The sequence below is a fragment of the Streptomyces sp. NPDC040405 genome, assembly GCF_055595765.1.
The window spans coordinates 60,297-72,603 of the sequence record NZ_JBVIVI010000006.1 but is presented as its reverse complement, the minus strand read 5'-3'; the positions used below and the strand labels follow the sequence as shown (position 1 = coordinate 72,603).

Sequence of the window (12,307 nt, the reverse complement as noted above, 5' to 3'; positions counted from 1 at the left end):
CGCACTGGGTGGACGGTCATCGGGCGGAAAGGGCGGACGGGGCGGGGACCGCGGTGGAGGCCCAGGCGATATGACCATCGGGCCGCACCAGAACGGTCCGCGGGCCCTCCCAGCCCTGATGCGCGGTGGCCGGGCGGGCGGTGACCACCCGGACCCGGTCCGCTCCCCCGGCCGCCCGCTCGGTGCGGGCCATGACGTCGGCAGCGGTGCCGCGCTTGCCGCCGAGGTCCAGCAGGACGAACCGCCCGTCCGCCAGCAGCGGGTACAGGCTCGGCGCGGGCGCCCCCTCCAGCCCCACGTCGGGCGCGCGGCGGCCCACCAGTGGGGCGGCTCCGGCCGGGGCCGGATACGCCACGTCCAGCGCGGAGAGCTGCCCGGCGAGCTGCCGGTTCACCGCCGGATGCGCGGCGAGGATGTCGCTGAAGACGGCGCGCAGGGCGAGGGTGTCGGCGGTGTGGACGGCGCTCATCGCGGTCTGCGCCTGGGTGTTCTCCAGGAGCGCGGCCCCGACCGGATGCCGCTCGGTGTGGTAGCTGTCCAGCAGGCCGGCGGGGGCGCGGCCCTGGCATGCCGCGGCCAGTTTCCAGCCGAGGTTGAAGGCGTCCTGGAGCCCGACGTTGAGCCCCTGACCGCCCATCGGCATATGGATGTGCGCCGCGTCCCCCGCGAGCAGAATCCGGCCGTCGCGGTAACGGGCCGCCTGCCGGGCCGCGTTGCCGAACCGGGAGAGCCAGCGGGGCGCCCGCATCCCGAAGTCCGTACCCGCGATGGCGCGCACGGCCGCGCGCAGCTCGTCGAGCGTGAACGGCTCGGAGGCGGACCGGGTGGCGGACTCCCGGCCGGAGCCCGCGATGCGGTGGTGCCCGTCGCCCAGCGGGACGATCAGGATGCCGCCGTGCTCGTTGGTCACCGACGGGACCCGCGGCGGCTCGTCCAGCACCACATCGCCGAGGAAACCGGTCGTGGTGGTCGAAGTGCCGGGGAAGCCGATGCCGCTCGCGGCCCGTACGGCGGATCCGGCCCCGTCGCAGCCCACCACCCAGCCCGCGCGCAGCGTGTACGGACCGTCCGGGCCCGCCACCTCCACCTCGGCGCCGCCCTCGTCCTGCCGTACCGCCAGCGCCCGGTGCTCCCAGCGGATCTCGCCGCCGAGCGCGCGCAGACGCTCCTCCAACAGCCGCTCGGTGCGGAGTTGGGGCAGCACCAGGGTGTACGGGAAGCGGGTGTCCAGTACGGAGAAGTCCAGCCGGGCCGGGAGCCCGGCGTAGTGGCCACTGGGCAGCGGCGTGCCCTCCTGGACGAACCGGTCGGCGAGCCCGCGCATCGCCAGCACCTCCAGGGTGCGCGGATGGAGGGTCAGCGCCTTGGAGTGCGGGCTGCGCTCGGCGGCGCGCTCGATGACGGTGACGGACACGCCCGCCAGCCGCAGTTCGGCGGCGAGCAGCAGCCCGACCGGCCCGGCTCCCACCACGACGACATCGTTCGGCACGGTACCCCTCCACACTTCCCTTGATCCTGGATCAATACGATGGACCTCAGTACACTTGATCCAGGATCAAGACACAAGCGAAGGGAGACGGCGGGCATGGCCCTGGACCGCACGGCCGTGGTGACGGCGGCGCTGGAACTGCTCGACGAGGCGGGGCTCGACAGGCTCACGATGCGCAAGGTGGCCGAGCGGCTGGGCGTCCAGCTCAACACCGTGTACTGGCACGCCTCCAGCAAGCCCCGGCTGCTGGAGCTGATGGCCGACGCGATGCTCGCCGGATGCGCCGACACCCCGCTCCCCGAGCCCTGGGACGAACGGGCACGCACCCTGGGCCACCGCTATCGCGCGGCCCTGCTCGCCCGGCGCGACGGCGCCCGGGTCATGGCCGGGACGTATGTCGCCGAGGACCACACGCTGCGCTTCGCGGACACCCTGATCGGCGCGTTCCTCGACGGCGGCCACGCCCCCGCCGAGGCCGGATGGCGGACCTGGTCGCTGGTCTACTTCACGATCGGCCTCACCCAGGAGGAACAAGCCGCCGGGGCCGCGCGCGACCTGGATCCGCTGCTGCGGGCCGCCACCCCGGACCGCTACCCCCGGCTCGCCTCCGCCGTCGGGCATTTCGGCGACTTCGAGGACCGCTTCCACCATGGCCTCGGCCTTCTGGTGAGCGGACGGGAGGCCGGGGCGTAGCGAAAACCTCGCAAGAGGCGAGAAGATCCGAGGTATGGCCACCCCGGAGGGGCCCAAGGCTGCATTTCGCCGCACCAGCCCGGCTTGCCCATCCGATGTTTATCGTGCACGAGGGGTTCCGGTTCCTCCTGAAGGGCTGCATTATTCCGAAGGGTTCAGCCCGAGGAACTGGAGGCACGTACGTGACCGCACCCACCAGAAGAACCGTCGTCGGTGGCGCCATGGCCGCCGGCACCATCGGGCTCGCCGCGCCGGCCACCGTCGCTCAGGCGGCTGGCGGCGCGGGGTCGGACACCGCCCGGCAGACCTCCCCCGACCCCTGGACCACCGTCCTCGACGACGCCGACATGGTCTGGCAGAAGATGCCGGGGACCTGGTACGAGGGCCCGTACCTCGGCAACGCCCGCCTGGGCTCGGGGATCTACGCCGACCCGGACACCCCGGGCGCCGTCCGCTTCAACGTCCAGCACACCGAGGTGCAGGACCACCGGCCCGAGTTCGGCTCCCTGTTCGGGCTGGCGCGGCTGCCGATCGGCCACTTCACGCTGGAGCCGGTCGGCACGATCACGGCCGTGGACTGGCGGCTGCGCCTGCGCGACGCGGAGCTGACCGGCACGATCACCACCGACCAGGGCACGCTGACCCTGCGCGCACTGGTCCACAACTCCCGCTCGGTCATGGCCATCGAGGTCACTCCCACCCGTGGCGAGACCGACTTCCGCTGGGTGTTCCACCCGGCCGAGGCCATCAGTCCGCGCGTCGCGTCCAAGCCCGCCCCCGAGGGCTACACCGGCAATCCCCCGGCCACCGTCGAGGAACACCACGGCATCCGGGCCGCCGTGCAGCCGCTGCTCGCGGGCGGGCAGCATGTGACGGCCTGGCGTGAGCAGACCCGGTCCCGGCGCCGCACCCTCTATGTCACCGTCACGCACTCCCACCCCCGCACCACGGCCCGCGACCGGGCTTGTAAGGCCGTACGGGCCACGTCGGCGCTGCCGTACGACGTGCTGGCGGCCACCCATCGCACCTGGTGGCACGCGTACTACCGCAAGAGCTTCCTCTCCCTCCCCGACGCCCGCCTCCAGCGCTTCTACTGGATCCAGCTCTACAAGGTGGCCTCGGCGGCCCGCGCCGACGCGCCCGTGATGGCCACCTGCGGGCCGTGGCTGGAGACCACGCCATGGCCCGCCACCTGGTGGAACCTCAATGTGCAGCTGGAGTACTGGCTGATCCACGGCTCCAACCACCTGGAGCTGGACGCCGTGACCCGCGCGCTCGGCGAGTTCCGCGACAACCTGTCCAACCAGCTCCACACCCCGTACCGCAAGGACTCGGCGGGCATCCCGCGCACCACCGATATGCGGCTGGTCAACGGCGCCTCGGTGACGAACGGCGGCTTCGCCGTCGGAATACCGGGCCAGGATCCGCCCACCCCCGAGGTCGGCAACCTCACCTGGGCGCTGCACAACGTGTGGCTCAGCTACCGCCACACCATGGACCTCGCGATCCTCCGGGACGTGGTCTTCCCCCTGCTGCGCAAGGCCGTCGCGTACTACCTCCACTTCCTCACCCCCGGCAGCGACGGCAAGCTGCATCTGCCCGCCACGTTCTCGCCCGAGTACGGGGTGAACGCCCCGGACTGCAACTACGACCTGATGCTGCTGCGCTGGGGCTGTGCCACGCTGCTGGACTCGGCGAAGACCCTCGGCGTGGACGACCCGTCGGCACCGCGCTGGCGGGAGGTGCTCACGAAGCTCACCCCGTATCCGGTCGACGAGAACGGCTTCATGATCGGCGCGGGGGTTCCGTTCGCCAAGTCGCACCGCCACTACTCCCATATGCTCGCCGTCTATCCGCTGTACGAGGTGACCTGGGAGGACCCGGACAAGCGCGAGCTGATCGAGAAGTCCCTCGACCACTGGGTGGGCTTCGAGGGCGCGCTGCAGGGCTACACCTTCACGGGTGCCGCCTCGATGTCCGCGCAGATGGGCCGCGGCGAGGACGCGCTGAAGTACCTGGGCGAGCTGATGACCCGGTTCATCCAGCCGAACACCCTCTACAAGGAGTCGGGCCCGGTCATCGAGACCCCGCTGTCGGCCGCGCAGTCGCTGCACGACATGGTGTGCCAGAGCTGGGGCGGGGTGATCCGGGTGTTCCCCGCGCTGCCCGCCGCCTGGCGCGATCTCATGGTGCACGACTTCCGCACCCAGGGCGCGTTCCTGCTGAGCGCGGCGCGCGAGGGCGGGGTGACCCGCTGGGTGCGGCTGCGCAGCGAGGCGGGCGCGCCGTGTGTCGTACGGCATTCCCTGCCCGGGAGCATCGAGGTGCACGACGAGCGCGGGCGGCGGCTGCCGTACGAGCATGTCGGCGCGGGGACGATCCGTATCGCGCTGGGCAAGCGGCGCGAGGCGGTGATCACGGCGCGCGGCGATCACCCGGACATGACGGTCGGGCCGGTCGAGCCGAACGAGGCGGCGCCGCGCTGGGGGATGCCCGCCTCCTGAGGCCGTGTCACCCGGTACGGGGGCGGGCGCGGGCCCGCCCCCGTCACCGCACGGAGCCGCGCCCCGTACCGCGCGGAACCGCGAAAGGGGATGGATCACACCGCGCGCCGTTGAGGCGTGCCGCGGCCATTCCGGGTTACCCAAGAGACATGGGACCGATCAGTGACATCGACCGGCAGCTGTTCGCGCGGGTCGCGGCCGGCCGGCTGCGCGGCGCTCATCCTCTGCTGCCCCGGCTGAGCCGGGCCGCGGACCACGGCAAGCTGTGGTTCGGCACGGCCGCCGTGCTCGCGACGGCGGGCGGGCGCACCGCGCGGCGGGCGGCGCTGCGGGGCGTCGGCTCGCTCGCGGCCGCCTCGCTGGCGTCGAACATGGTGGTGAAGTGGACCGTGGAGCGCCGCCGTCCGGTGATGGACGGCGTGCCGCTGGTCCGGCGGCTGCGCCGACAGCCCTGGACCAGCTCCTTCCCCTCCGGGCACGCCGCCTCCGCGGCCGCCTTCGCGGCCGGGGTCGCCATCGAATCGTCCCGGTACGGCACCCTGGTCGCCCCGCTCGCCGCCGCCGTCGCCGTCTCCCGGGTCTACGTCGGCGTCCACTACCCCAGCGATGTGGTCGCCGGGGTCGCCCTCGGCATCGGGGCCGCCGCGCTCACCTGCCGCTGGTGGCCGCCGCGGCCGGAGACCCCGGCGCAGGCCCGGCCGCGGGTCTCGGCGCCCGCCCTGCCGAAGGGCGAGGGGCTGGTCGTGCTCGTCAACCACAGCGCGGGCAACGGCGCGATGGCGGGCGGGTTCACCGACGCCGAGCAGCTGGAGGTGCTGCTGCCCGCGGCGGAGATCCTGGAGTGCGGGCCCGACGACGACTTCATCGCGCTGCTCGGCCAGGCCGCCCGCCGGGCCACGGAGCGGGCCGGGGCGCTGGGGATCTGCGGCGGGGACGGCAGCGTCAACGCGGCGGCGGCGCTCGCCGCCGAGCGCGGGCTGCCGCTGGCCGTCTTCCCCGGCGGCACCCTCGACCACTTCGCGCTGGACGTCGGCGTGCCGAACTTCGAGGACACCGCGCACGCGGTGAGCGAGGGTGACGCGGTCGCCGTGGACCTCGCCCGGGCCACCCCGCTGGCCGGGGGCGAGGGGACCAGCCACTTCGTCAACACCTTCAGCCTCGGCTTCTACCCCGAGCTGGTGCGGATCCGCGAAAGCATGCAGGACCGGCTGGGCAAGTGGCCCGCGGCCGCCGTGGCGCTCGGCCGGGTGCTGCGCACGGCCACCCCCATGGAGATCGAGGTCAACGGGCATCCGCGGCGGCTGTGGGTGCTGTTCGTCGGCAACGGCGGCTACTCCCCCGAGGGGTTCGCGCCCGCGTACCGCCAGCAGCTGGACGACGGGCTGCTCGATGTCCGGGCCATCGACGGGGACCAGCCGCTGGCCCGCACCCGGCTGCTGTTCTCGGCGCTCACCGGCACGCTGGGGCGCTCGCGTGTCTATACGACGCGCCGGATGCGGCAGCTGCGGCTGTCGGGGCTGCACGCCCTGGACACCCGCGCCTACGACGGCGAGGTCGCCGCGGAGCCCGCGGAGGAGCTGCTGATCGACAAGCGGCCCGGGGAGCTCACGGTCTACCGGCCCGCACAGCCGCAGAACGAACTGCTCCAGCGGGCCCGCACAGCCGCCGCCAAGGCGAGGTGGTGGCGTGCCGTACTACGCAAGTAGTAGGAGCAAGTCTGTGCTCAAGGACGACGACGCGGCGGGGTCCGACCCTCAAGGATGAGGGCATGGACGGAGACGGATCGGCCCAAGGGGCCTCGACGTGACCTCGCTCGCACTGTCGGTGCTGCTGGCACTGGCCTCATCGGTGTGCTACGCCGCCGGGGCCATCCTTCAGGAGCACGTCGCGGCGACGACGCCGCTGCACACCCACGGCCCGCTGCGGCGCGGGAGCTGGTGGACCGCGGTGACCCTGAACGGGGCCGGGGCGGTCCTGCATGTGATCGCGCTGGCCTATGGGCCGCTGAGCGTGGTGCAGCCGCTGGGCGCGCTCACCATCGTCTTCGCGCTGCCGATGGCCGCGATGTTCGTGCGGCGCCGGGTCGGCGCGGCGGGCTGGCGGGGTGCGCTGCTGGCCACCGCGGGGCTGGCCGGGCTGCTGTCGCTGACCGGTTCGTCGCGGTCCCAGGCGCTGGCGGACGGGGAGCGGTTCACCCTGGCCGTGGTCACGCTCTCCGCCATCGCGGCGCTGGCGCTGATCGCGCGGTGGCTGCGGCCGGGCGGGCTGCGCGGGGTGCTGCTGGCCACCGCCGCGGGGACCTCCTTCGGCGTCTCCTCGGTGTTCGTCAAGAACGTCGCGGTCGAGGGCATCTGGGGCTCCTGGTCCGACGCCCTGCCCAGCCTCGCCATGATCGGGCTGCTGGCCGGTGCCGGGGTGCTGCTGTCCCAGGCGTCGTACCACGGGGCCGGTCTGGCCTCGCCGCTCGCGACGGCCACCGTGGTCAACCCCGTGGTGGCGACCGCCGTGGGCATCGCCGCGCTGGGCGAGCACTTCCGGCACGGCACGCCGGGCACCCTGCTGGCGGTGCTCGCGGCACTGGTGGCGACCACGGGGCTGGTGATGCTGACGGTGCACAGCGCGGAGACCGGGGCGGACGACGTGCGGCCGACGGAGGACGACGGCCCCGACGACCAGCCGCCCGCCCCCAAGGCCCCGGAGACCGCGCCCCGGCTGACCCGCCGGATCCCCCGCCCCCGCCACCCGCGCCGTCACCCGGTCCGCAGGCGCACGCCCGACCGGGACGAGGGAGTGCTCCAGACGCACGGATAGCGCGTCAGCGGGTGCGGTTGCGGCCGACGTAGACGTTCCGCGCGCGGTAGTACGTGTCGCCGCCCGGGCCGGAGGAGCCCGAGGAGCCCTCCATCTGGAGGTTGATGATGAGCCACAGCGGCTTGCCGACGAAACCGGCGCCGCGGTGGACGGCCTTCCAGGTGCCGTCGAGGTAGTAGTGGATGTCCACGTCGGTGCCGTTCACCTTGGTGATCCAGGCGCGGTACGTGTGCCAGTTCCCGGGGCCCGAGACCCCGACGATCGTGCTGGACACGTCCGAGGAGCTGCGGAAGGTGTTGAACCAGTTGTTGGAGTTGCCCTTGAACTCCAGGATGTCGCTCTCCGGCGGCCAGCTGTTGACCCCGGTCAGCCAGAAGGCGGGCCAGGTCCCGGCCCCGCTCGGCGCCTGGAACTCGCCCTTGACCTCGTAGTCGGGGAACTGGTCGGTGACCACGATCTGGTTCTTCGCGTGCACCGCGCCCGAGTGGTAGCGGATCGGCAGATGCGGGGACGAGCCGCTGGTGCCCTCGTCCCAGGTGATGCGGGTGGCCTTCAGAGTGAGCACCCCGGAGGCGAGGGTGATGTGGTTGTGGTCGGTGGAGCTGCCGTACATCCGGGCGCTCCCGTTGTGGTCGGAGCCCCAGGGGTAGAGGTAGTTCCACTCCGCCTCGAAGGCGCCGTAGCTCCCGAAGGAGCCGTTGATCACGTCTTCCCAGGTCGCCGCCGGTGCGGCGGCCGCCGGGCGGGGCCACCCGGCCAGGGCCGCCGCCCCGCCGAGGGCGGTGGCTCCGCCGAGGAATCTCCTGCGTCCGTACGACTCGCCCGGTGCTGACACGCCACGCATGGCCGCCTCCCGAAGTCCGAAACTTCGAACACAAGCAAACAGGAGCCACCACAATCCCGCGACCCCCATAAGACGTCAACGGTTCGGGACGGAGCCCGGCGGGGAAAGGTCCGGCGCGGGACGGTGTGTTAAGCGGACGTTAGCTCTCGGTCCGGAGGCTGTACGCCGCCCCCTGTCCGCACCGACGCTGCGTTGCGCGACGACCGCTCCACCGGCGGCCCGCCGCATACCGCACGTACCTGGAGGCCCAGTGAGCGACACCGGCTCAGCGCAACACCCCCGTACCCCCTGGCGAGCAGTGCTCGGCGGCTCGATCGGCAATCTCGTCGAATGGTTCGACTGGTTCGTCTACGCCAGCTTCGCCACCTACTTCGCCGGTGCCTTCTTCCCCAAGGGCAATGACACCGCGCAACTCCTCAACACCGCGGGCATCTTCGCCGTCGGATTCTTCATGCGCCCGGTCGGGGGCTGGCTGCTGGGCCGGTACGCCGACCGGCGCGGGCGCAAGGCCGCCCTCACCCTCACCGTGACGCTGATGTCGGCCAGCGCGCTGCTCATCGCCATCGCGCCGACCTACGATCAGGTGGGCTACTTCGGCGCGTTCATCCTGCTGGTGGCCCGGCTGCTGCAGGGGCTTTCGGTCGGCGGCGAGTACGCGGCCAGCGCCACCTATCTCACCGAGGCGTCCCAGCCCGGCCGCCGTGGCTTCGTCTCCAGCTTCCAGTACGTCTCCATGACCATGGGCCAGCTCATCGGCCTCGGACTGCTGATCGCGCTCCAGCGCGGCATGACCGACGACTCGCTGCACTCGTACGGCTGGCGCATCCCGTTCATCGTGGGCGCGGTGGCCGCCGCGGTGGTCTTCTGGCTGCGGCGCAATCTGCTGGAGACCGAGGCGTACACCGAGGAGGAGGGCGCCCAGGAGGGGGCGGCCGAGCGCGGCACCCTGCGCCAGCTGCTGCAGCACCGCAAGGAGGCGTTGCTGGTCATCGCGCTCACCATGGGCGGCACGGTCGCGTACTACACGTACACCACCTATCTCACCAAATACCTGTCGAACACGGCCGGTCTGAGCAAGGACGACGCGTCGCTGGTCAGCTTCTGCGCGCTCTTCCTGTTCATGCTGATCCAGCCGGTGGCCGGAGCGCTGTCGGACCGGATCGGCCGCCGACCGCTGCTGATCACCTTCGGCATCGGCTCGATGCTCGGCACCGTGCCCATCATGACCGCGCTCTCGCACACCGACACCTTCCTCGGCGCGCTGCTGCTCTCGCTCGCGGCGCTGGTCATCATCACCGGCTACACCTCGATCAACGCCGTGGTGAAGGCCGAACTGTTCCCCACCCATGTCCGGGCGCTCGGGGTGGCCTTGCCGTACGCGCTGGCCAACGCGCTGTTCGGCGGCACGGCGGAGTATGTGGCGCTGTGGTTCAAGGACGCCGGAATGGAGTCCGGCTTCTACTGGTACGTCTCCGGCTGCGCCGCCGTCTCGCTCATCGTCTACCTCACCATGCGGGAGACCCGGGACACCGCCCTCACCCGCGAAGGGGCCGCGGAACAGGCCGCCGAGGGCCTGCGCAAGACCGCTGTCTGAGCCTTCGGGCGGCCGCTTACCCTGAAGCCCATGCACGTTCTCCTGGTCGAAGACGACGACCGGCTGGCGGCCGCGCTGACCTCCGCGCTCGACCGGCTGGGGCATCAGGTCGTCCGCGCCGGGCGCGCGGACGACGCGCTCCGGCTCAAGGACGGCGCCGACTTCGTCCTCCTCGACCTGGGGCTGCCCGACATGGACGGGCTGGAGGCGCTGCGCAGGCTGCGCCGCGCCTCCGCCGTCCCGGTCATCGTGGTCACCGCCCGCTCCGCCGAGCGGGACGTGCTGCGGTCCCTGCGCGGCGGGGCCGACGACTACCTGGTCAAGCCGTTCCGGACGGCCGAGCTGATCGCGCGCATGGAGGCCGTCGTACGGCGCGGGACCCGGCCGCTCACGGCCGCGGGTCCGGTGATCGCGATCGGCGGCGTCACCATCGATCTGGCCACCCGGCAGCTGGCGGTGGACGGCCGTCCCGTCGCCCTCACCCGCCGGGAGTTCGACGTGCTGGCGCTGCTCGCCCGCGAACCCGGTGTCGTCCGCAGCCGCGAGGAGATCCTGGACGCGGTCTGGGGCGACCTGCTGCTGTCGGCGTCCCGCTCCCTCGACGTCCACATCGCCGGAATCCGCTCCAAGACCGGCCGTCCGGAGCTGGTGGAGACGCTGCGCGGCACCGGATACCGGCTGGGTACCGGCGGATGCACCTGAGGATCCTGACGGTCTACACCGTGCTCATCGCGTGCCTGGTGGCCGCGCTCGCCGTGCCCTTCGCCCGCTCGTACTCCTCCCACCGCACCGGGCAGCTGCTGCTGGAGCGGCGCGCGGACGCGACACGCCTGGCCGAGCTCGCCGACCAGGCGATCCGTGACGGATACACCACCGGGCTCGTCCAGGAGGTCTCCCGCTACCACCAGCTGTACGGCACCGCGGTGGAGATCCGAGGCCGGGACGGCGAGCGGGTGGCGGGCGGCGGGGCCTGGGAGCGCGAGCCCGCCGAGCGGGCGCTGTCCGGCCGTACCACCGGAAGCCTGCCCCTGGTCACCCCGTTCGGCCCGCGGTCGGTGGTGATCGCCGAGCCGGTCGGCCGGGACGCCCAGGTCTCCGGCGTGGTGCTCATGCGGGTGGCCACGGCCACCGCCCGGCGCGAGGTGGGCTTCGTCTGGGCGGCGGTCGCGGGCGGCTCGCTGATCGCCGTGGCCTGCGCCCTGATCGCCGCGCGCCGCCTCGCGCGGTGGATTCTGCGGCCGGTGACCGAACTGGACGTCACCACCCGGGCCATCGCCGAGGGCCGGATGGACGCCCGGGTGCGCGACGGCGGCCACGGCCCCGCCGAGCTGCGGCTGCTGGAGCGGCGGTTCAACGCCATGGCCGACGCGGTCTCCACCGCCCTGGAGCGGCAGCGCGCCTTCGTCGCGGACGCCTCGCACGAACTGCGCACCCCGCTGACCGTTCTGTCGCTGCGGCTGGAGAACCTGGAGCCGCATCTGCGCAGCGGCGGCGGCGTCGAGTACGCCGAAGCGCTCGCGGAGGTCGACCGGCTGGCGGAGCTGCTGGAAGACCTGCTGGAGCTGGCCCGGGTGGAGGCCGGGACGGCCGCCCCCGAGCCGATCCCGCCCGCCGCGCTCGCCGCGCGGCTCGGCACCTGGCGCGAGGTGCACGCGGCACGCGGGCTGACCCTGGTGGTGGACGTGGCCGGGGCGGGCCCGGACGCCCCGCCGCTGCCCGCCCCGGCCGCCCGGATCGCGGACATCGCGCTGGACAACTCGGCCAAGTTCGTGCCGTCCGGTGGCACGGTCACCGTCTCGCTCGACGCCGCCGGGGCGCTGCGGATCGCCGACGACGGCCCCGGGCTCGCCCCCGACCAGCTGGCCGCGGCTCCCGGCCGCTTCTGGCGCGCGCCGGACCATGGGAACGTCCCCGGCAGCGGCCTGGGCCTGGCCATCGCGGCCGAGCTGGCCCGCTCGTGCGGCGGCGAGCTGACGCTGCGCTCCGCCGAGCCGCGGGGGCTGGTGGTGGAGCTGCGGCTGCCGGTGGGTTAGGGGGCGTCCTCTCCCCCACCCCGCCCCTCCCCGAAACGGGGGACACCCCCGACCCCGGCCGCTCCGCCGACCCGCAGGGGTCGGTACGCCCGCCTCCACCGTGCCGCCCGGCACGGGCCCCGGCCGCAGCGCCGAGCCACAGGGGCCGGTCGCGGAGCCGCGGCTGCCGGTGGGCTGGGGCGGGTTGCTTTCCCCCACCCCGCCCCTTCCCGAAACGGGGGACACCCCCGACCCCGGCGGCTGCGCGGGCAGCCGCCCGCGCACCACACGGCGCCGCCGCGAACCCGCCAGGAGGCGAGCAGCCCCCTCGCACACGCCGGACGCCGCCCGCGGCGCAGC

General features: G+C 73.3%; 9 protein-coding genes. 7 read left to right on the top strand and 2 right to left on the bottom strand.

Going from position 1 to position 12,307, the window contains the following annotated elements:
- Positions 1-16 precede the first annotated feature (16 nt).
- Entirely contained in the window at positions 17-1,489 is a 1,473-nt protein-coding gene (locus ACZ59A_RS24700; protein WP_470962046.1) for an FAD-dependent monooxygenase, read from the bottom strand.
- A gap of 96 nt (positions 1,490-1,585) precedes the next feature.
- Here ACZ59A_RS24700 and ACZ59A_RS24695 point away from each other — a divergent pair, with 96 nt between their 5' ends.
- The 4 genes from ACZ59A_RS24695 to ACZ59A_RS24680 all read left to right on the top strand — a co-directional run bounded on the left by ACZ59A_RS24695 (position 1,586) and on the right by ACZ59A_RS24680 (position 7,497).
- Complete coding sequence (locus ACZ59A_RS24695; RefSeq protein ID WP_470962043.1) at positions 1,586-2,182, top strand: TetR/AcrR family transcriptional regulator C-terminal domain-containing protein; 597 nt, start codon at positions 1,586-1,588, stop codon at positions 2,180-2,182.
- A 221-nt stretch (positions 2,183-2,403) separates the two neighbouring features.
- On the top strand, positions 2,404-4,686 hold the full coding sequence (locus ACZ59A_RS24690) for a glycosyl hydrolase family 95 catalytic domain-containing protein (RefSeq protein WP_470963109.1): 2,283 nt from the start codon (positions 2,404-2,406) through the stop codon (positions 4,684-4,686).
- Between the two features lie 149 nt (positions 4,687-4,835).
- Positions 4,836-6,392 carry a bifunctional phosphatase PAP2/diacylglycerol kinase family protein gene (locus tag ACZ59A_RS24685; protein ID WP_470962040.1) on the top strand — a complete coding sequence of 519 codons (1,557 nt, stop codon included), beginning with the start codon at positions 4,836-4,838 and terminating at the stop codon, positions 6,390-6,392.
- A gap of 97 nt (positions 6,393-6,489) precedes the next feature.
- Positions 6,490-7,497 carry a DMT family transporter gene (locus ACZ59A_RS24680; protein ID WP_470962037.1) on the top strand — a complete coding sequence of 336 codons (1,008 nt, stop codon included), beginning with the start codon at positions 6,490-6,492 and terminating at the stop codon, positions 7,495-7,497.
- Between the two features lie 4 nt (positions 7,498-7,501).
- Here the strand turns inward: ACZ59A_RS24680 and ACZ59A_RS24675 are convergent, their stop codons facing one another.
- The gene (locus tag ACZ59A_RS24675; protein ID WP_470962034.1) at positions 7,502-8,341 is read right to left on the bottom strand and encodes a family 16 glycosylhydrolase; all 840 of its coding nucleotides are present in this window, start codon (positions 8,339-8,341) and stop codon (positions 7,502-7,504) included.
- 250 nt (positions 8,342-8,591) lie between these two features.
- On the opposite strand from ACZ59A_RS24675, the gene ACZ59A_RS24670 reads away from it, so the two are divergent.
- From ACZ59A_RS24670 to ACZ59A_RS24660, 3 genes are read left to right on the top strand one after another with little or no spacing between them, the layout of a single operon-like run.
- The gene (locus tag ACZ59A_RS24670) at positions 8,592-9,935 is read left to right on the top strand and encodes an MFS transporter (protein WP_470962031.1); all 1,344 of its coding nucleotides are present in this window, start codon (positions 8,592-8,594) and stop codon (positions 9,933-9,935) included.
- A gap of 30 nt (positions 9,936-9,965) precedes the next feature.
- Complete coding sequence (locus ACZ59A_RS24665) at positions 9,966-10,637, top strand: response regulator transcription factor (RefSeq protein ID WP_470962028.1); 672 nt, start codon at positions 9,966-9,968, stop codon at positions 10,635-10,637.
- The gene (locus tag ACZ59A_RS24660; protein ID WP_470962025.1) at positions 10,628-11,968 is read left to right on the top strand and encodes a sensor histidine kinase; all 1,341 of its coding nucleotides are present in this window, start codon (positions 10,628-10,630) and stop codon (positions 11,966-11,968) included. The genes ACZ59A_RS24665 and ACZ59A_RS24660 overlap by 10 nt, the downstream gene beginning before the upstream one ends.
- The last annotated feature ends 339 nt before the right edge of the window (positions 11,969-12,307 follow it).

Excerpts from the sequence above, each read along its gene's own strand:
- ACZ59A_RS24695 (WP_470962043.1), top strand. The coding sequence starts at position 1,586 with ATGGCCCTGGACCGCACGGCCGTGGTGACGGCGGCGCTGGAACTGCTC.
- ACZ59A_RS24690 (WP_470963109.1), top strand. The coding sequence starts at position 2,404 with ATGGCCGCCGGCACCATCGGGCTCGCCGCGCCGGCCACCGTCGCTCAG.
- ACZ59A_RS24685 (WP_470962040.1), top strand. The coding sequence starts at position 4,836 with ATGGGACCGATCAGTGACATCGACCGGCAGCTGTTCGCGCGGGTCGCG.
- ACZ59A_RS24675 (WP_470962034.1), bottom strand. The coding sequence starts at position 8,341 with ATGCGTGGCGTGTCAGCACCGGGCGAGTCGTACGGACGCAGGAGATTC.
- ACZ59A_RS24665 (WP_470962028.1), top strand. The coding sequence starts at position 9,966 with ATGCACGTTCTCCTGGTCGAAGACGACGACCGGCTGGCGGCCGCGCTG.
- ACZ59A_RS24660 (WP_470962025.1), top strand. The coding sequence starts at position 10,628 with ATGCACCTGAGGATCCTGACGGTCTACACCGTGCTCATCGCGTGCCTG.